Genomic DNA, 18,408 nt, shown 5'->3' with positions numbered 1-18,408 from the left:
TTGTTTACCAAGGAGTTTTCCGTTTCGACTGCGCCGGAAGTGGGGCGAATTATAGGCTTCCAGAATCTGCCGTCAACCTTCTTTTTCACATTTCTGTCATATAGGTCAAAAAAGCCCCAATGACGCAAAGGCCGGCCCCAAGGGGCCGGCCTTCTACCTACCGAGCCTTACAGACTAGGAAAGGCGAATTGCGACGCTTCATGGCTGGCCCGTTGCGGCCAACGCTGGGTGATCGCCTTGCGACGGGTATAGAAACGAACCCCGTCCGGACCATAGGCATGCAAATCGCCAAACAGCGAACGTTTCCACCCGCCAAAGCTGTGATACGCAACCGGCACTGGCAGCGGCACGTTAACGCCCACCATGCCGACTTCAATCTCATCACAGAACAGACGCGCCGCTTCACCGTCACGGGTGAAGATGCAAGTACCGTTGCCGTATTCATGCTCGTTGATCAGCTGCATCGCCGCTTCCAGGCTATCCACCCGCACTACGCATAGCACCGGCCCAAAGATCTCTTCTTTATAGATACGCATCTGCGGGGTGACGCGGTCAAACAAGCTACCGCCAAGGAAGAATCCTTGCTCATGCCCGGCAACACTCAAGCCACGGCCATCAACCACCAACTCGGCACCCGCCGACACACCGTCTTCTATATAACCACTGACTTTATCCCGCGCCTGCCCCGTCACCAACGGGCCCATATCCAGCCCGCAAGAAGTGCCCGCACCAATCTTCAACGCCTTGACCTGCGGCACCAGCTTGGCGATCAACGCATCCGCCACCTGATCGCCCACGCACACCGCCACCGAGATCGCCATGCAACGCTCACCGCAGGAACCATAAGCTGCGCCCATCAGGGCACTCACCGCGTTATCCAGGTCTGCATCCGGCATCAGCACCGCGTGATTCTTCGCCCCGCCCAGCGCCTGCACACGCTTGCCACGTTTGGTCGCTTCGGAATAGATGTACTCGGCAATCGGCGTAGAGCCTACAAAACTCAAGGCTTTGACTTCCGGCGCTTCGATCAGCGCATCCACCGCGCCCTTGTCGCCATGCACCACACTGAGCACGCCTTTAGGCAGCCCGGCTTCCTGCAACAGCTGCGCGATCAACAACGTCGAACTCGGGTCGCGCTCTGAAGGTTTAAGGATGAAACAGTTACCGCAGACGATCGCCAGCGGGTACATCCACAACGGCACCATCGCCGGGAAGTTGAACGGGGTGATACCCGCCACCACGCCCAACGGCTGGAAATCCGACCACGCATCGATGTTCGGCCCTACGTTGCGGCTGTATTCACCCTTGAGAATCTCCGGTGCCGAGCACGCGTATTCCACGTTCTCGATCCCACGCTTGAGCTCACCCGCTGCGTCTTCCAAGGTCTTGCCATGTTCTTCGCTGATCAACTGCGAGATCCGTGCTTCGTTCTGCTCCAGCAATTGCTTGAAACGGAACATCACTTGGGCACGCTTGGCTGGCGGCGTATTGCGCCAGGCCGGAAACGCAGCCTTGGCCGAATCAATCGCCTGTTGAATGGTTTCACGACTGGCCAACGGCACCTGGTGAATCACCTGGCCGGTAGACGGGTTATAGACGTCGGCACTACGACCGCTGTCGTTGACCAGTTCACCGTTGATCAAATGCTGGATAAGGCTCATGCAGGGCTCCTGAAAAATTGTTCTATATAGAAGGAGAAATCAGTCGATCTTGTTCAGCACTTCGCCGACCGCGTCAAACAGACGGTCCAGGTCCTGCGGCTTGCTGTTGAAGGTTGGGCCGAACTGCAGGGTGTCACCGCCAAAACGCACATAGAAACCGGCCTTCCACAACGCCATGCCGGCCTCGAATGGGCGCACGATGGCATCCCCATCGCGCGGGGCAATCTGGATCGCACCGGCCAGGCCGTAGTTGCGAATGTCGATCACATTCTTGCTGCCTTTCAAACCGTGCAGCGCATTCTCAAAGTGCGGCGCGACTTCAGCGACGCTCTGCACTAGGTTTTCTTTCTGCAACAGGTCCAATGCCGCCAATCCCGCCGCGCAAGCCACCGGGTGCGCCGAGTAGGTGTAGCCGTGGGGGAATTCCACGGCGTATTCCGGCGTCGCCTGGTTCATGAAGGTCTGGTAGATCTCGCTGCTGGCAATCACCGCGCCCATCGGGATAGCGCCGTTGGTGACTTGCTTGGCGATGCACATCAGGTCCGGGGTCACGCCGAAGCTGTCGGCACCGAACATCGAGCCGGTGCGGCCAAAGCCTGTGATCACTTCGTCAAACACCAACAGGATATTGTGCTGGTCGCAAATTTCGCGCAGGCGCTTGAGATAACCCTGCGGTGGCACCAATACTCCAGCGGAACCGGCCATCGGCTCGACAAACACGGCGGCGATGTTCGACGCGTCATGCAGCTCGATCAGCTTGAGCAACTCATCGGCCAAGGCAATACCACCCTGCTCCGGCATACCCCGGGAGAAGGCATTGCTGGCCAGCAAGGTGTGAGGCAGATGGTCAACATCCATCATCGCCTGGCCAAACAGCTTACGGTTACCGTTCACACCGCCCAGGCTGGTACCGGCGATGTTCACGCCGTGGTAACCCCGGGCGCGACCAATCATCTTGGTCTTGGTGGCCTGGCCTTTCAGGCGCCAGTAGGCCCGCACCATTTTCACCGCTGTATCGGCGCATTCAGAGCCCGAATCGGTAAAGAACACATGATTGAGGTTGCCTGGGGTCAGGTCGGTGATCTTTTCCGCCAACTGGAAGGACAACGGATGACCGTACTGAAAGCCTGGGGAGTAGTCCAAGGTGCCCAATTGCTTGGCGACCGCTTCCTGGATTTCCTTGCGCGTATGCCCGGCGCCACAGGTCCACAGGCCCGACAACGAATCATAGACCTTGCGCCCCTTGTCATCGGTCAACCAGCTACCTTCAGCGGCCACGATCAGGCGAGGATCACGCTGGAAGTTGCGGTTGGCGGTGTAAGGCATCCAGTGCGCATCCAGCTTCAATTGGCTGGCCAGGGACGATGGGGCGTTTTCGGGCATGTTCATCAGCAAAACCTCGCAGGGCAAAAGGCAGCGTCGGGATTGAAAAAGCGTTGTTGCAGCTAAATTGCCACGGGGATAAAGTCGGTGAAATCCAACTCTTCTAACCTTCAGTCAGGACTTCACTAAACTATGAGCAGCCGTCGTCCCGACCCTTTGGCACAAGTCAGTGACTTCGATATTCGCCTGCTGCGCATCTTTCGCAGCGTGGTGGAGTGCGGCGGCTTCTCGGCAGCGGAAACCGTCCTTGGCATCGGGCGCTCGGCCATCAGCCAGCAGATGAGCGACCTTGAGCAACGGCTCGGGCTGAGGCTCTGCCAACGTGGCCGTGCCGGGTTTTCCCTGACGGAAGAAGGCCGCGAGGTTTATCAATCTGCCCTGCAACTGCTGAGTGCCCTGGAAAGTTTTCGCACCGAGGTCAACGGCCTGCACCAACATTTGCGCGGAGAGTTGATCATTGGCCTCACCGACAACCTGGTGACCCTGCCCCATATGCGCATCACCCACGCATTGGCGCAGCTGAAGGAACGCGGCCCGGACGTGCAGATCCAGATCCGCATGATCGCCCCCAATGAAGTGGAGCAAGGCGTACTCGACGGTCGCCTGCACGTCGGTGTGGTGCCCCAGGCCAGCGCACTGTCGGGCCTGGAATACCAGCCGCTGTACAGCGAACGCTCCTTGCTCTATTGCGCGGTCGGTCACCCGCTGTTTTACGCCGATAACAAGCAACTCGACGACGAACGCATCGATAGCCAGGACGCCATCGCCCCCACCTTCCGCTTGCCCGCGGAGATCCAGGCCCATTACCAGGCGCTCAACTGCACCGCCAGCGCCTCAGACCGTGAAGGCATGGCGTTCCTGATTCTCACCGGGCGCTATATCGGCTACTTGCCCGATCATTACGCCAGCCTGTGGGTACAACAAGGCCGACTGCGTGCGCTGAAACCGGCTACACGTTTTTACGATTTGAGCCTGGCATCGGTCACGCGCAAGGGCCGTCGCCCTCATTTGGTGCTGGAAAGTTTCCTCGAAAGCCTGGCCGCCACCCGCTAAATCGGGCGCTACACAAAAAGCTGAGCACCTGGACAGCTTTTTGCAAGGGCTCAAGGACCTTGAACCGTCCGCCTTGAGTTAACCCGCCATGCCTCCAGAATCCTCCAGCCCCAGCGACCTGATCTACGGCCTCAATGACCGCCCGAAACCACTGCCTGCTCTACTCGCGGCCTTGCAACATGTACTGGCGGCATTCGTCGGCATCATCACGCCGCCGCTGATCATCGGCTCCACCCTCGGCCTCACCGCTCACTTGCCCTACCTGATCAGCATGGCGTTGATGGTTTCCGGCGTAGGCACCTTCATCCAGGCACGCAGGCCGTTTGACATCGGTGCCGGTATGATCTGCCTGCAAGGCACCAGCTTTGCGTTTCTCGGCGCGGTGTTGTCAGCAGGCTTTCTGGTCAAGCAACGCGGTGGCAGCCCGGAAGACATTCTGGCGATGATCTTCGGCGTGTGCTTCTTCGGCGCGGCAGTGCAGATCGTATTGAGCCGCTTTATCGGCCAGCTGCGCCGCGTGATCACACCGCTGGTGACCGGCATTGTGATTACGCTGATCGGCATCAGCCTGATCAAAGTGGGCATCACCGACCTCGGCGGCGGTTTCAATGCACCGGACTTCGGCGCCCCCGCCAACCTGGCGCTGGGCCTGTTCGTGGTACTGACGATCATCCTGCTCAACCGCTCGAACACGCCCTGGGTACGTTTGTCGGCCATCATCATCGGCCTGGCCCTGGGCAGCCTGGCGGCGTGGTTCAGCGGCAAACTGATTCCCCAGGCGTTGCCTGACTTGCCATTGGTCAGCCTGCCTACACCATTCCGCTTTGGTTTCAACTTCGACTGGAGCGCCTTCCTGCCGATTGCGTTGATTTATCTGATCAGCAGCATCGAAACCGTCGGCGATCTCACCGCCAATTGCATGATTGCCCGCCAGCCCATCAGCGGCCCTTCTTATATAAGCCGGCTCAAGGGCGGCGTGCTCGGCGATGGGGTGAGCTGCATGATCGCCGCCACTTTCAGCGCCTTCCCCAACACCACGTTTGCCCAGAACAATGGCGTGATCCAACTCACCGGCGTGGCCAGCCGTTATGTCGGTTTATACATCGGCGTGTTGCTGTTCTGTCTGGGCCTGTTTCCGCTGATCGGCGCTGTACTGCAGCAGATCCCCAAGCCGGTACTGGGCGGCGCCACCCTCGTGATGTTCGGCAGCGTGGCCGCGGCAGGCGTGCGCATCCTCGCCCAGGCGCCGCTGGACCGACGCAGCATGCTGATCATCGCCACCTCGTTCGGCGTTGGCCTGGGTATCGCCGCGCAACCCAACCTGCTGCACCTGATGCCGACTCTGGTGCAGAACCTGTTCGACTCCGCCATCACCAGCGGCGGCATCACCGCCATTGTGTTGTGCCTGTTACTGCCGGAGGCCAAGGCAAGTACCGCCGCCGCAAACCACAACCCGGAACGCGACAGCCTGGAACCGCTTTGACGGTTTTATTGCATCAGGACTTGTCTGAGGCTTGAGGGTGGGTTATCTGTGCACACGTCGTCTCTATCGATCAGCACGGAAACCTCCATGAGCCTCGAAGTTCCTGCCCACAGCAACCACGCCGGTAAACCCGCCAGCCGCATTCGGCAAAAGAACGAACAAGCGATTCTCCAGGCTGCTGAAGATGAATTCGCGCGTCATGGCTACAAAGGCACCAGCATGAACACCATCGCTGCCAGTGCCGGGCTGCCCAAGGCCAACTTGCACTACTATTTCACCAACAAGCTGGGCCTGTACGTCGCGGTGCTGAGCAATATCCTCGAACTGTGGGACAGCACCTTCAACGCGCTGACCGCCGAAGATGACCCGGCCGTGGCGCTCGCTCGTTACATCCGCACCAAGATGGAATTCTCGCGCCGCCAGCCCCAGGCCTCGCGGATCTTCGCCATGGAGATCATCAGCGGCGGCCAATGCCTCACTGAATATTTCGGCCAGGACTATCGGGCCTGGTTCAGTGGCCGTGCCGCGGTGTTCCAGGCCTGGATCGACGCTGGCAAAATGGACCCCGTCGACCCCGTGCACCTGATCTTCCTGCTGTGGGGCAGCACCCAGCACTACGCTGACTTCGCCACCCAGATCTGCCGTGTTACCGGTCGCACCAAGCTGACCAAGCAGGACATGGAAGATGCTGGCACCAACCTGATCCATATCATTCTCAAAGGCTGCGGCATCAAGCCAGCCCTATAAACGAAGCAATTTATGTCTTTTACGCTCACCGGCTTTTGCGAGTTTCGTGAAGAAATACGCAAAAGTCGCTTTATCACCTTGGCGGCGCCGATTACCAGCCCGCAAGACGCCCAGGCGTTTTTCGAGCAGCACAGCGACCTCAACGCCACGCACAACTGCTGGGCCTGGAAGCTGGGCGATCAATACCGCAGCAGCGATGACGGCGAACCCGGAGGCACCGCCGGGCGCCCGATTCTTGCGGCCATCGAGGCCCAGGGCTTTGATCAGGTGACCGTCTTGGTGATCCGCTGGTACGGCGGCATTCAACTGGGCACGGGTGGATTGGCCCGGGCCTATGGCGGCGGGGCCAATAAATGCCTGCAGAATGCCGAACGCATCGAGCTGATCAGCCGCGTCCCCCTGCGTTGCGCCTGCGGGTTCTCTGAACTGAACCTGGTGAAGCTGCGTGTCGCTGAACTCGGCGGGCTTGTGGTGGAAGAAACCTTCACCGCCAACGGCGTAGAGCTGCAGCTCGCCCTGGGGGAGGCGCACATCGACACCCTGCAAACCCAGCTCGCCGACCTGAGCCGTGGGCGCATCCTGCTCGAACGCTGAAACTGCTACTGTTATGCGCTGAACTCCCTGAACCGCGATTTCAAAGGAAGCCTTTCATGTCTACGCCAAAAACCGCACTGATCATCGGCGCCTCGCGCGGGCTGGGCCTTGGCCTGGTCAAGCAACTGCTCCAGGACGGCTGGGACGTGACCGCGACCGTGCGCGACCCGAACAAGGCCGATGCCCTGAAAGCCGTGGGGCCGGTGCAGATCGAGAAGTTGGATATGGACGATCAGCAAGCCGTGATCGCCCTGGCCCAACGCCTGAAAGATCGTACCTTCGACCTGCTGTTCGTCAACGCCGGCGTCAAGGGCCCGGCCAACCAGGAACCCGGCCACGCGACCCTGGCGGAAGTCGGCCAGTTGTTCTTCACCAACGCCGTGGCGCCGATCAACCTGGCCCAGCGTTTTGTCGGGCAGATCCGCAAAGACACCGGCGTGCTGGCCTTCATGAGTTCGGTACTGGGCAGCGTGACCATTCCCGACGGCTCGGACCTGGCGCTGTACAAGGCCAGCAAAGCCGCGCTCAATTCGATGACCAATAGCTTTATCACGCAACTGGGCGAGCCCAAGCCGACGGTGCTGTCGCTGCATCCGGGCTGGGTGAAGACCGACATGGGCGGCGAAAACGCCCACATCGACGTCGAGACCAGCGTGCGCGGCCTGGTGGACCAGGTAAATGCCTACACCGGCAAAGGCGGCCACCACTTCGTCGACTACAAAGGCGACACCATCGCCTGGTAATCCCCAAACTGTAGGAGCGAGCTTGCTCGCGAAGAACGCCCAGGCAACGCGTTAAACCAGACTGCCCGCGTCATCGTTGACGATTTTCGCGAGCAAGCTCGCTCCCACAGAGGTAAACTGCCCACCTCGCCCTTCCCGGCGACCCTGGATCAGCAGACAGGGCAACACTGAGCTGGCAAACCTGAACCCATCATTCAGAGGAGCCGGCCAATGCCTGCGACCCGTATCTGGTTAAAAAACCCCCTCGCGATTTTCACTGCCAATGGCCTCGATGCCCGTGGCGGCCTGGTGCTGCAAGACGGTGTCATCACCGAAGTGCTGGCCCAAGGGCAAGCGCCTGCACAACCCTGCGCGCAGGTGTTCGATGCCCGCGAGCATGTGGTGCTGCCTGGGCTGATCAATACACACCACCACTTCTATCAAACCCTGACCCGCGCCTGGGGCCCGGTGGTCAACCAGCCGCTGTTTCCCTGGCTGAAAACCCTGTACCCGGTATGGGCGCGGCTCACGCCGGAAAAACTCGCCCTGGCCAGCAAAGTCGCCTTGGCTGAACTGCTGCTCTCGGGCTGCACCACGGCGGCCGATCACCACTACCTGTTCCCCGATGGTTTGGAAAACGCCATTGATGTGCAGGTCGAGACCGTGCGCGAACTGGGCATGCGCGCCATGCTCACCCGCGGTTCCATGAGCCTGGGCGAAGCCGATGGCGGCCTGCCGCCGCAGCAAACCGTGCAGCAAGGCCAAGTGATCCTCGACGACAGCCAGCGCCTGATCCGCGAATATCACCAGCGCGGTGACGGCGCGCAGATCCAGATCGCCCTGGCGCCGTGCTCGCCGTTTTCCGTCACCCCCGAAATCATGCAAGCCAGTGCCGAGCTGGCCAACCAGTTGGACGTGCGCCTGCACACCCACTTGGCGGAAACCCTCGATGAGGAAGATTTCTGCCTGCAACGCTTCGGGCTGCGTACCGTGGATTACCTCGACAGCGTCGGCTGGCTTGGCCCGCGCACCTGGCTGGCCCACGGCATTCACTTCAACCCGGACGAAATCGAGCGCCTGGGCGCCGCCGGCACCGGCATCTGCCATTGCCCAAGCTCGAATATGCGCCTGGCCTCCGGCATCTGCCCTACCCTGGACCTGCTTGCCGCCGGCGCCCCCATCGGCTTGGGTGTGGACGGCTCGGCCTCCAACGACGCCTCGAACATGATCCTTGAAGCGCGTCAGGCCCTGTACATCCAGCGCCTACGTTATGGCGCGGAAAAGATCACCCCCGAAGGCGTATTGGGCTGGGCCACCAAGGGCTCGGCACAGTTGCTGGGGCGCACGGACATTGGCGAGTTGGCCGTCGGCAAGCAGGCGGACCTGGCACTGTTCAAACTCGATGAACTGCGCTTCTCCGGCAGCCATGCCCCCATTTCCGCGCTGCTGCTGTGCGGCGCGGACCGGGCAGACCGAGTGATGATTGGTGGCAAGTGGCGGGTGATCAACGGCCAAGTCGAAGGCCTTGACCTCAAGGGCTTGATCGCCGATCACAGCCAGGCGGCGCGGCAGTTGATCGCGGGCACCTAAGCCAGGCGCCAACCAAAATGTGGGAGCGAGCAAGCCCGCTCCCACCTTGGAACTGCGGCACCTTTCAAATCGGGTTAAAGCCCCAACAGCGACAGCATGATAAAAGTCGCAAACAACACAAAATGCGTCATCCCTTCTATCGCATTGGTTTCACCATCGTTGAGGTTGATCGCGCTGACGATCAGGGTGATAAACACCATCACCGTTTGCACCGGCGTCATCGCCATCTGGAACGGCTGCCCGGTATAGAGCGCCATGGCTTCCATCACCGGCACCGTCAGAATCACCGTAGACAACGAAGCCCCCAGCGCGATGTTGACCACCGACTGCATGCGGTTGGCCAACGCGGCGCGCAGTGCCGTGAGGATTTCCGGCGCGGCCGAAATAGCCGCCACCACAATCGCGGTAATCACCGGCGGTGCGCCTGTGCCTTCCAGGCCCAGGTCGAGGGTCTTTGACATCACCTCGGCCAACGCGCCAATCACGATCACCCCAAACACCAGGGTCGCAATGGAAAACGTCAGGCTGACAGACGGCGCGTGCTCGTCTTCAGGCTGTTTCTTGCGGCGTTTTTCCGGGTAGCTGTAGCTGAAGAAATAACTGTGCGGCCCCACCTGCATGCGCAAAAACAAGGTGTAAAGCACCACCATCGCGCCAATGGTGAAGGCCGAGTAAATTTTCCAGTCGGCTTCGGGGATAAATTCCGGCACCACCATCGACACACCCATGGCGGTAAGGATCATCACGCTGTAGGTGCGCGCCGAGTCATCGTTGTAGGACTGTTCGCCATGCTTGATACCGCCCATCAGCGCAGCCAGGCCGAGGATGCCGTTGATATCCAGCATCACCGCCGAGTAAATGGTGTCGCGCACCAAAGTGGGGGATGGCTCGTTGCTCATCATGATCGCCAGGATCACCACTTCCACCAATACGGCGGCGAGGGTCAGGATCATGGTGCCGTAGGGGTCGCCGACTTTTTCCGCCAACTGCTCGGCGTGATGGGCCACGCGCATCGATGCCATCACGATAAACGCGATCAGCGCAAAGCCGGCCAGCAGCGCAACCAGTTGGCCGCTGTGGAGCATCCAGTGTTCCAGCGGGTAGGCGGCGATGGCGGCAATCAGCGCCAGCAGCATGAATTTTTCTTGCTTGAGGGATGTGAGCATTCCGGGCCTTTTCGTACAACAAATCAGTCTTTGATGGGGTACAGACTGCGCCGAGCCGCTAACGTTTCGTTACACCTTAGTTCAGGCCGCCCTTGCGTGAGTGACAGAAATACTCTCCTGCTGGTCAGGTTTTGCCGATTATTTCAGCCATGGCCTGTAGAATGCCGCCATTGCACCTGATGAGATTTTAAAAATGTACGATTGGCTCAACGCCCTGCCCAAGGCTGAATTGCACCTGCACCTGGAAGGCTCGCTGGAGCCTGAGCTGCTGTTCGCCCTGGCCGAGCGCAACAAGATTGCGCTGCCATGGAACGACGTCGAAACCCTGCGCAAGGCCTACGCCTTCAACAACCTGCAAGAGTTTCTCGACCTGTATTACAAGGGCGCCGATGTACTGCGCACATCCCAGGACTTCTACGACCTGACCTGGGCCTACCTGCTGCGCTGCAAAGCCCAGAACGTGATCCACACCGAACCCTTCTTCGACCCGCAAACCCACACCGACCGTGGCGTGCCGTTCGAAGTGGTGCTCAACGGCATCGCCGCTGCACTCAAAGACGGCGAGCAGCAACTGGGCATCACCAGCGGTTTGATCCTCAGCTTCCTGCGCCACCTGAGCGAAGACGAAGCGCAGAAAACCCTCGACCAGGCGCTGCCGTTCCGTGACGCGTTCGTGGCCGTGGGCCTGGACAGTTCGGAAATGGGCCACCCACCGAGCAAGTTCCAGCGCGTGTTCGACCGTGCCCGTCACGAAGGCTTTTTGACCGTGGCCCACGCCGGTGAAGAAGGCCCGCCCGAGTACATCTGGGAAGCCATCGACCTGCTGAAAATCCAGCGCATCGACCATGGCGTGCGCGCCATCGAAGATGAGCGCTTGATGCAGCGCATCATCGACGAGCAGATCCCGTTGACCGTGTGCCCGCTGTCCAACACCAAGCTCTGCGTGTTCGACGACATGGCCCAGCACAACATCCTCGACATGCTCGAACGTGGCGTGAAGGTTACAGTGAACTCGGATGACCCGGCGTACTTCGGCGGTTACGTCACCGAGAACTTCCATGCGCTGCACACCAGCCTGGGCATGACCCAGGACCAGGCCAAACGCCTGGCACAGAACAGCCTGGATGCGCGGCTCGTGAAGCCATAACTGAATAGACCTGGACTCAAACTGTGGGAGCTGGCTTGCCTGCGATAGCGGTGTATCAGCCAGCCTCTTATTACCTGACCTACCGCTATCGCGGGCAAGCCCGGCTCCCACATTGACCCCATCAGCTTCAAGCCTGTGTGAGTTCTTCCAGGGTCTTGCCCTTGGTCTCCATCCCAAACAGCCACACCACCAGCGCCGCCACCGCAAAGCACAGCGCGCCCAAGGCAAATACCCCGCCCTGCCCGGTTATCGGGAACACCAACCCGGTCACCAACGGCCCCAGCAACGAGCCAACCCGCCCAATCGCCGACGCAAACCCCGAGCCGGTCGCACGTGCCGAGGTGGGATACAACTCCGGTGTGTAGGTGTACAGCACCGCCCACATGCCAAACAGGAAGAACTGCATCAACAACCCCGAGGTGATCAGCAGGCCCACGTTGCCGCCAAACACTGCGCTCTGCCCATACAGGAACGCCATCACCCCGCCGCCCAATAAGGTGACCACGCACACGGGCTTGCGTCCCCAGCGCTCGACCAACCACGCGGCCATCAAAAAGCCTGGAATTCCGCCCAGGGAAATGATCACCGTGTAATACACCGACTGGGTCACGGCAAAACCCGATTGCTGCAACAACGCACTCAACCACGACGTCAGCCCGTAGAACCCAAGCAGGGCGAAGAACCACACACTCCAGATCATCATCGTGCGCTGGCGGTATTGCGCCGACCACAGCTGCTGGAACGCGGAGAAAAACGTCCCCGGTGCACTCTCCACCCGTGGCAGGGCAATCGGCTCCGGCAAGTCGGCGCGGCCCAGGGAATCGCGCACCTTCTGCTCGATACCCAGCAAGACCTTGTTCGCCGCCTCATGGCGCCCCGCCTGTTCCAGCCAACGCGGCGACTCCGGGATAAAGAAACGGATGGCCAGCACAAACACCGCCGGTATCGCCAACACCAGGAAGATGTCGCGCCAGCCAATCACCGGCAACAAGAAGTAAGACAACACGCCCGCCGCCACAAAACCCAATGGCCAGAAACCATCCATCAAGGCGATGTAACGTCCACGTCGCTTGGCCGGTATCAGCTCCGACAGCATCGACTGGGCAATGGGAAACTCCATGCCCATGCCAATGCCCAGCAAAATCCGAAACAACGTCAGCGTCTCCACCGTTTGCGCCGTGGAGCACAAGTAGCTCGCCAGGCCCCAGAGTACGATGCTCCACTGGAACACCGGTTTACGCCCAAAGCGATCAGCAAGCATCCCGGACAGCGAAGCGCCCACCACCATGCCGAAAAAACTCGAACTGGCCAGCAACCCGGCCTGGGCCGTGCTCAGGCCAAACTCGGTTTTGATCGAGCCCAACAGGAAGGTCATCATCGCCAGGTCCATGGAGTCGAAAAAAAACGCCAGGGCGATGATGATGAAAATGATTCGGTGGTAACCGCTGATGGGCAACCGTTCCAGGCGTTCCGCCGCGCTATAACCCTGCCTACCCATGCTGCACCCCTCGTATGAAAAATCCCCCTTACGAGTGTGCGACATCGTTTGCGCCGGCTATTGCTGGATGCGACCTGACAACACCTGAGAACGACGCCAACTCCTGTAGGAGCGAGCTCGCTCGCGAAGATCGTCAACGATAACGCGGGGCATCTGCATAAAACGCGGCGCACTCACGTTTTTCGCGAGCACGCTCGCTCCTACAGTTTGGCGATGCGGGTTATGTGCTCAAGCCCTACATCAGTGACAGACAAGGCCCGAGATTCGTTGATCACGCTGATCCAGTTCGCCTGCAAAAACAGCTGCATCAAGCCCGCCCCCAACGCACCGCCCAGGTGGGGTTGTTGCTGGCTCCAGTCGAAGCAGTCGCAGGCCAGCGGCGTTGCCAGTGCCTGAGTGAAAATGCCCAGTTCCGCCAACGCCTGCACACCCTTGGGCGTCACTTCGGTACGCGGCTCATGGCGCTCGATCCATCCGGCCTCCAGCATCCGTTGATACAGCTGCGCCGCCAGCTCGCCGCCGAGGTGGCCGTGGCACCAGCGGGCGCGGCGCAGCAACGGCGGTGCCCGCAGCGCCGGCGGCAACACATCCGGAGTGCTGCGGGCCGCGCTGGCCATGGTGGTGCTGGCCAACGCGTCGATGGCGGCACTGACATCGGCGGCCGCTACCCGAAACAGGCGCTGGCCCCGCCGCGCTTCGATCCGCAACAGGCCGCTGCCGGTCAGCCGCGCCAAATGCGCATTGGCTGACGCTGGCGACAACTCGGCCAGAGCCGCCAGTTCTTCTGAAGACTTCGCCGAACCGTCCATCAAGGCCCAGAGCATGGCCGTGCGTTTAGGCTCGGCGAGCAAGCTGGCGATCTGACTGATGCAAGGTGCTGCTCCCATGTATTCACTCCCTGTTAAACCATTTTTTCTGCTGCGGTTGACGCCCAAGTATAGGTGCGCAGGCCATAGGCTCCGCGGCGTCTGACAATGCAGATCAGGACAGGATATGAGTGAAACTTCCGAGCGTGGCGCAGGCTATTGCCGAGAACCCATTCACCCCGGTCGCTGCGCGGTCAATGTCGCACAACGGGACACGAGCATGTCCCGCAGCAGATTGATGGGTTTACTCAATTGCGCACGGTGGGCGCACAGCAAGTTGAGCGGGGTGCGCTCGCCCTGCAGTTCCGGCAGGATCAAACGCAAGCGCCCGGCCAACACATCGGTGCTCACATCCAGCCACGACTTGTAGGCGATGCCCATGCCCGCCACCGCCCAGCGGCGCACCACATCAGCGTCATCGCTGAAGCGATCGCCGCTGACCGTCAGGCTTACGTGGCGCTTGCCATCGTAAAAACCCCAGTGGTCGTGGACGCGGCTGCCGAGCATGTACAGCAGGCAATTGTGCTGGGCCAATTGTTCCAGATGCCGCGGCTCGCCATGCCGGGCGAGGTAACTGGGCGCAGCGCAGAGCACGCGAATATTGTCCGGGGCGATGGGCAGCGCAATCAGGCTGGAGTCTTCGGGTTCGCCGTAGCGCAGGGCAATGTCCACGGGCTGGCGGAACAGGTCGGCGATGCGATCACCAAGCAACAGGCGCACGTTCAGTTGCGGATGCTCCTGCTGGAACGCATCCAGCCACGGCAACAGTTGGTTGCGACCAAAATCCGAGGGTGCGGACAATTGCAGCACACCACTGACGTGATCCTGGCCACTGGCCAATAGGCGCCGCCCTTCATCCAGCGCGCTCAGTGACGCCCGCGCATACTCCAGGAAGCCCTCGCCTTCGGCCGTCAGGCGCAGGCTGCGGGTGGAACGTGCCAGCAAGCGCGTACCCAGTTGCTGTTCGATCCGCTTGAGCGCGGCGCTGGCCACCGCCGGCGACAGGTCCATGACCCGCGCCGCGGCCGACAGGCTGCCCAAGTCCGCCGCCCGCACAAACAACTGTAAATCATCAAAACGCAGCATGCATTCCTGTCCATTATCAATATTTGGTTGAAACAGCCTGCTGTTTTAGCCGCTTTTATCGGCGTGGGAAATAGCCAATCATCTGCCCATCCCGTTAGCCCGTGCCAGGAGTCGACTATGTCCACCGCTTTTAATGTCATCGCCACGCTGATCGCCAAACCCGGCCAGCACGCCACCCTGGAAACCCTGCTGCGCGGCCTGCTGGAACCGACCCGCCTGGAAGCCGGTTGCGAGCAGTACGACCTGCACCAGGACCTGCAACACCCCGAGACCTTCTACATGCTCGAGCGCTGGAGCGATGACGCGGCGCTGGCCGACCACGACCAGAGCGCGCATATCCAGAGCTTTCGCGCCAAGGCCGCCGATGTGATCGAACACTTCGAACTCAAGCGCCTGAAATTTCTCGCCTGATCCCACTTTTTTCTGTAGGAGCGAGCTTGCTCGCGAAAACCTAAAGACCGACGCGTTAAACCAGAAACACCGCGTCATCGTTAACGCTTTTCGCGAGCAAGCTCGCTCCTACCTTGACCGTATTCACTTGGAGTCATCATGAAAGCCATCGCCTACTACGCCTCACTGCCGATCAACGATCCAAAATCCCTGCAAGACATCGAACTACCAGCCCCCGAGGCCGGCCCCCGTGACCTGTTGGTGGAAGTCAAAGCCATCTCGGTCAACCCGGTGGACACCAAAGTGCGCCAGAACGTCGCCCCGGAAAATGGCGCCGCCAAAGTGCTGGGTTGGGACGTGGCGGGTGTGGTCAAGGCGGTCGGCAGTGACGTGACGTTGTTCAAGGCCGGCGACAAGGTGTACTACGCCGGTTCCCTGGTACGCCCAGGCGGCAACAGCGAACTGCACACCGTGGATGAACGCATCGTCGGCCATATGCCCAAGAGCCTGGGGTTTGCCGAAGCGGCCGCATTGCCGCTGACCGCCATCACCGCGTGGGAGCTGTTGTTCGAACGTTTGCAGGTGCCTGAAGGCAAAGACGATCAAGGCCAGAGCCTGCTGATCGTCGGCGCTGCCGGTGGTGTGGGGTCGATCCTGACTCAACTGGCTAACCAGCTCACGGCGCTGAAGGTCATCGGCACCGCCTCACGCCCCGAGACCCAGGCATGGGCCAAGGCCCTGGGCGCACACCTGGTGATCGACCACAGCCAGCCGCTGAGCGAAGCGTTGAAACAGGCCGGGCACGGGCATGTCACCCACGTTGCCAGCCTGACCCAGACCGAGCATCACCTGGACCAACTGGTCGAAGCGCTGCAACCCCAAGGCAAGCTGGCGTTGATCGACGATCCCAAGGCCCTGGATGTGAGCAAGCTCAAGCGCAAGAGCCTGTCGCTGCACTGGGAGTTCATGTACACCCGTTCGATGTTCGAGACGCCAGACATGATCGAGCAGCACAACCTGCTCAACCGCGTGGCCGAACTGATCGACGCCGGCATCCTGAAAACCACGGTAGGCGAGCACTTCGGCGTGATCAATGCGGCGAACCTGCGCCGCGCCCACGCCCTGCTGGAAAGCGGCAAGGCCAAGGGCAAGATCGTGCTGGAAGGGTTCTGAAAAAACGGCTGTCAGCGTCGTCCGTTATCTACGTAGGTAATGGACGACACCATTAGTCCGAGAGTTGATCCTTGTCATCTTTATGAGCCCGTTCAGGTTTATATTGGCCGCCTTTGCCACGATTCTTTTACGTGAGGAAGTCAGCAATGAAAATCCTGATAAAAGCGTTAGCAAAATCCCCAGGCAGCCAATGGCAAGTTCGTCTCGACGGCGAGGCCATCAACTTTCGCAGTGAGGCCGAGGCCCGCGCTTTTGCCGACACGCTGCAAGCCCGGATCCAGGCGCCCCATCGCTTCCCTCTCAACCAGCAACGTTCCGCTGGCTGAGACCAACTTCAGACCTGCGCCTGTACGGCCCTTGCCCGTTGCAGGCGCTGGGTCGCCATGGCAATGGTCACCGCCAGCACACCGCATAGGCTGATGACCATGGCCATCGGCATCGCCGTGCCGTCGTGCAACACGCCGACCAACGACGCCGCGCCTGCCGCCACACCGAACTGAATGCAACCGAGCAACGCCGACGCGCTGCCGGCCCGAGCGCCCTGCCCGCTCATGGCACAGGCCGAGGTATTCGGCAAAATACAGCCCAGGCTGGCGATACAGATAAACAGCGGCACCAACAACGGCCATAGCGCCTCGGTACGCAACGCGGCAATCCCCAACAGCGTCAACGCCGCCGCCACGTACACCCACACAGTGCGCGACAGCAAAAACGCCGGGCCGCGCTTGGCCAGCAAGCGTGCGTTCAGTTGCGCCACCAGGATAAAGCCCGCGGCGTTGGAGCCGAACAACCAGCCGTAATGCTCGGCCGGCACGCCGTAGAGCTTGATAAACACGAAGGGGGAACCGGCGATGTAGGCAAACATCCCGGCAATCGAGATACCGCCGGTCAAGGCATAGCCCAGGTACACCCGGTCTGACAGTAGCGAGCCGTAGCGGCGCAACGAGCCCGACAACGGCTGGCGCGGCTGATCGGCAGGGAAGGTTTCCGGCAACCCGACCGCCACCGCGATGGCCGCCATCACGCTGAACAACGACAACGCCAGGAAAATCGACTGCCAGCCCCACACGCCGACCATCAGGCCACCGGCCAATGGCGCCAGGATCGGGGCCAGGCCGGTCACCAGCATCAGTTGCGAATACACCTTGGCCGACCCCACGGCATCGCATTTGTCACTGACCACCGCCCGGGAAATCACCATGCCCGCACACCCGCCAAGGGCCTGCACGAAGCGCGCGCCAATCAGCCATTCCAGGGACGGCGCATACGCACAAGCGAAAGACGCGAGGGTAAACAGGGTGACGCCGCTGAGCAGCGGCACACGCCGGCCAAAGCGGTCGGCCAACGGCCCGTAGATCAATTGACCAATGGCCAGGCCGGCGAAATACACGGCCAGGGTCAGCTGGATATGTTTTTCGTCAGTGGCGAAGGCCGTGGCCATTGCCGGAAAGCCCGGCAGGTAAAAATCGATCGCCAACGGCGCGAAGGCGCTCAAGGCGCCCAGAATCAGGATTATGCGAAGGTTCATCAGACACCCAAGTGAGTCGGCAGCTCAACAGTCTAGCCGCGCTTGGGTGCCATGAACATTACGTTAGGTGGCTAACGATCAGAAAAATCACGCCAGCTTGGCGCTGTAGCCTTCCTCGGTAATCAGGTCGATCACTTTGTCCGAGGACAGACCGCTTGCCACCCGCACTTCTTTGGCCTTCAAATCGACTTCCACACTCGCCGCCGGATCCTGGCTCTGTACCGCCTGGGTCACCGCTTTAACACAATGGCCGCAGGTCATTCCTTCAACGCTGAATATTTGCATGACATGACTCCTTTGATGAGGTTGAGCCCAGTGTCG

At 60.6% G+C, this 18,408-nt stretch carries 18 protein-coding genes; 10 read left to right on the top strand and 8 right to left on the bottom strand.

The features are described 5' to 3' along the window. Positions 1 to 167: 167 nt before the first annotated feature. Positions 168 to 1,661, bottom strand: coding sequence for a CoA-acylating methylmalonate-semialdehyde dehydrogenase (locus E1K68_RS04165; RefSeq protein WP_003188273.1), 1,494 nt, complete (start codon positions 1,659 to 1,661; stop codon positions 168 to 170). 39 nt (positions 1,662 to 1,700) lie between these two features. Beyond that, positions 1,701 to 3,050, bottom strand: coding sequence for an aspartate aminotransferase family protein (locus E1K68_RS04160; protein ID WP_003188272.1), 1,350 nt, complete (start codon positions 3,048 to 3,050; stop codon positions 1,701 to 1,703). 126 nt (positions 3,051 to 3,176) lie between these two features. Here E1K68_RS04160 and E1K68_RS04155 point away from each other — a divergent pair, with 126 nt between their 5' ends. The 6 genes from E1K68_RS04155 (at position 3,177) to E1K68_RS04130 (ending at position 9,233) form a co-directional block, all read left to right on the top strand. Beyond that, complete coding sequence (locus tag E1K68_RS04155) at positions 3,177 to 4,097, top strand: LysR family transcriptional regulator (protein ID WP_003188270.1); 921 nt, start codon at positions 3,177 to 3,179, stop codon at positions 4,095 to 4,097. Positions 4,098 to 4,185: 88 nt separating this feature from the next. Continuing rightward, a complete protein-coding gene (locus tag E1K68_RS04150) occupies positions 4,186 to 5,580 on the top strand; it encodes a nucleobase:cation symporter-2 family protein (RefSeq protein ID WP_212613815.1) in 1,395 nt (464 codons plus the stop codon). Positions 5,581 to 5,667: 87 nt separating this feature from the next. Next, positions 5,668 to 6,327 carry a TetR/AcrR family transcriptional regulator gene (locus E1K68_RS04145; protein ID WP_003188268.1) on the top strand — a complete coding sequence of 220 codons (660 nt, stop codon included), beginning with the start codon at positions 5,668 to 5,670 and terminating at the stop codon, positions 6,325 to 6,327. A 12-nt stretch (positions 6,328 to 6,339) separates the two neighbouring features. Continuing rightward, the gene (locus tag E1K68_RS04140; protein ID WP_003188267.1) at positions 6,340 to 6,921 is read left to right on the top strand and encodes a YigZ family protein; all 582 of its coding nucleotides are present in this window, start codon (positions 6,340 to 6,342) and stop codon (positions 6,919 to 6,921) included. A gap of 56 nt (positions 6,922 to 6,977) precedes the next feature. Further along, a complete protein-coding gene (locus E1K68_RS04135; protein WP_003188266.1) occupies positions 6,978 to 7,664 on the top strand; it encodes an SDR family oxidoreductase in 687 nt (228 codons plus the stop codon). Between the two features lie 210 nt (positions 7,665 to 7,874). Next, the gene (locus tag E1K68_RS04130; protein ID WP_192002931.1) at positions 7,875 to 9,233 is read left to right on the top strand and encodes an 8-oxoguanine deaminase; all 1,359 of its coding nucleotides are present in this window, start codon (positions 7,875 to 7,877) and stop codon (positions 9,231 to 9,233) included. A gap of 74 nt (positions 9,234 to 9,307) precedes the next feature. On the opposite strand, the gene E1K68_RS04125 is transcribed toward E1K68_RS04130, so the two are convergent. After that, on the bottom strand, positions 9,308 to 10,399 hold the full coding sequence (locus E1K68_RS04125) for a calcium:proton antiporter (protein WP_003188263.1): 1,092 nt from the start codon (positions 10,397 to 10,399) through the stop codon (positions 9,308 to 9,310). Positions 10,400 to 10,592: 193 nt separating this feature from the next. Between E1K68_RS04125 and E1K68_RS04120 the strand changes: the two genes are divergently transcribed. Beyond that, complete coding sequence (locus tag E1K68_RS04120; RefSeq protein ID WP_014716772.1) at positions 10,593 to 11,546, top strand: adenosine deaminase; 954 nt, start codon at positions 10,593 to 10,595, stop codon at positions 11,544 to 11,546. 127 nt (positions 11,547 to 11,673) lie between these two features. Here E1K68_RS04120 and E1K68_RS04115 read toward each other — a convergent pair whose 3' ends face one another. The 3 genes from E1K68_RS04115 to E1K68_RS04105 all read right to left on the bottom strand — a co-directional run bounded on the left by E1K68_RS04115 (position 11,674) and on the right by E1K68_RS04105 (position 14,996). Continuing rightward, positions 11,674 to 13,044: an MFS transporter gene (locus E1K68_RS04115; RefSeq protein ID WP_212613814.1), complete on the bottom strand. Its 1,371-nt coding sequence runs from the start codon at positions 13,042 to 13,044 to the stop codon at positions 11,674 to 11,676. Between the two features lie 200 nt (positions 13,045 to 13,244). After that, positions 13,245 to 13,931, bottom strand: a complete 687-nt coding sequence (locus E1K68_RS04110; RefSeq protein ID WP_034134632.1) for a helix-turn-helix transcriptional regulator — start codon at positions 13,929 to 13,931, stop codon at positions 13,245 to 13,247. 153 nt (positions 13,932 to 14,084) lie between these two features. After that, on the bottom strand, positions 14,085 to 14,996 hold the full coding sequence (locus E1K68_RS04105) for a LysR family transcriptional regulator (RefSeq protein ID WP_003188255.1): 912 nt from the start codon (positions 14,994 to 14,996) through the stop codon (positions 14,085 to 14,087). Between the two features lie 117 nt (positions 14,997 to 15,113). Here E1K68_RS04105 and E1K68_RS04100 point away from each other — a divergent pair, with 117 nt between their 5' ends. From E1K68_RS04100 to E1K68_RS04090, 3 genes are all read left to right on the top strand, one after another. Continuing rightward, complete coding sequence (locus E1K68_RS04100) at positions 15,114 to 15,407, top strand: putative quinol monooxygenase (RefSeq protein WP_003188253.1); 294 nt, start codon at positions 15,114 to 15,116, stop codon at positions 15,405 to 15,407. A 138-nt stretch (positions 15,408 to 15,545) separates the two neighbouring features. Continuing rightward, entirely contained in the window at positions 15,546 to 16,559 is a 1,014-nt protein-coding gene (locus tag E1K68_RS04095; protein WP_212613813.1) for a zinc-binding alcohol dehydrogenase family protein, read from the top strand. 146 nt (positions 16,560 to 16,705) lie between these two features. Then, positions 16,706 to 16,885 carry a hypothetical protein gene (locus E1K68_RS04090; RefSeq protein WP_003188250.1) on the top strand — a complete coding sequence of 60 codons (180 nt, stop codon included), beginning with the start codon at positions 16,706 to 16,708 and terminating at the stop codon, positions 16,883 to 16,885. An 8-nt stretch (positions 16,886 to 16,893) separates the two neighbouring features. Here the strand turns inward: E1K68_RS04090 and E1K68_RS04085 are convergent, their stop codons facing one another. Continuing rightward, positions 16,894 to 18,087, bottom strand: a complete 1,194-nt coding sequence (locus tag E1K68_RS04085) for a multidrug effflux MFS transporter (protein WP_003188248.1) — start codon at positions 18,085 to 18,087, stop codon at positions 16,894 to 16,896. A gap of 87 nt (positions 18,088 to 18,174) precedes the next feature. Then, positions 18,175 to 18,372, bottom strand: coding sequence for a cation transporter (locus E1K68_RS04080; protein WP_003188247.1), 198 nt, complete (start codon positions 18,370 to 18,372; stop codon positions 18,175 to 18,177). Positions 18,373 to 18,408: the final 36 nt, after the last annotated feature.

Origin of the sequence: Pseudomonas sp. B2021 (assembly GCF_018135665.1) — a bacterium.
In the GTDB taxonomy this organism is placed as follows: Bacteria; Pseudomonadota; Gammaproteobacteria; order Pseudomonadales; family Pseudomonadaceae; genus Aquipseudomonas; species Aquipseudomonas lactis.
Note: the sequence above shows the minus strand (reverse complement) of the source record. Positions and strands in the feature narration are given on the sequence as shown.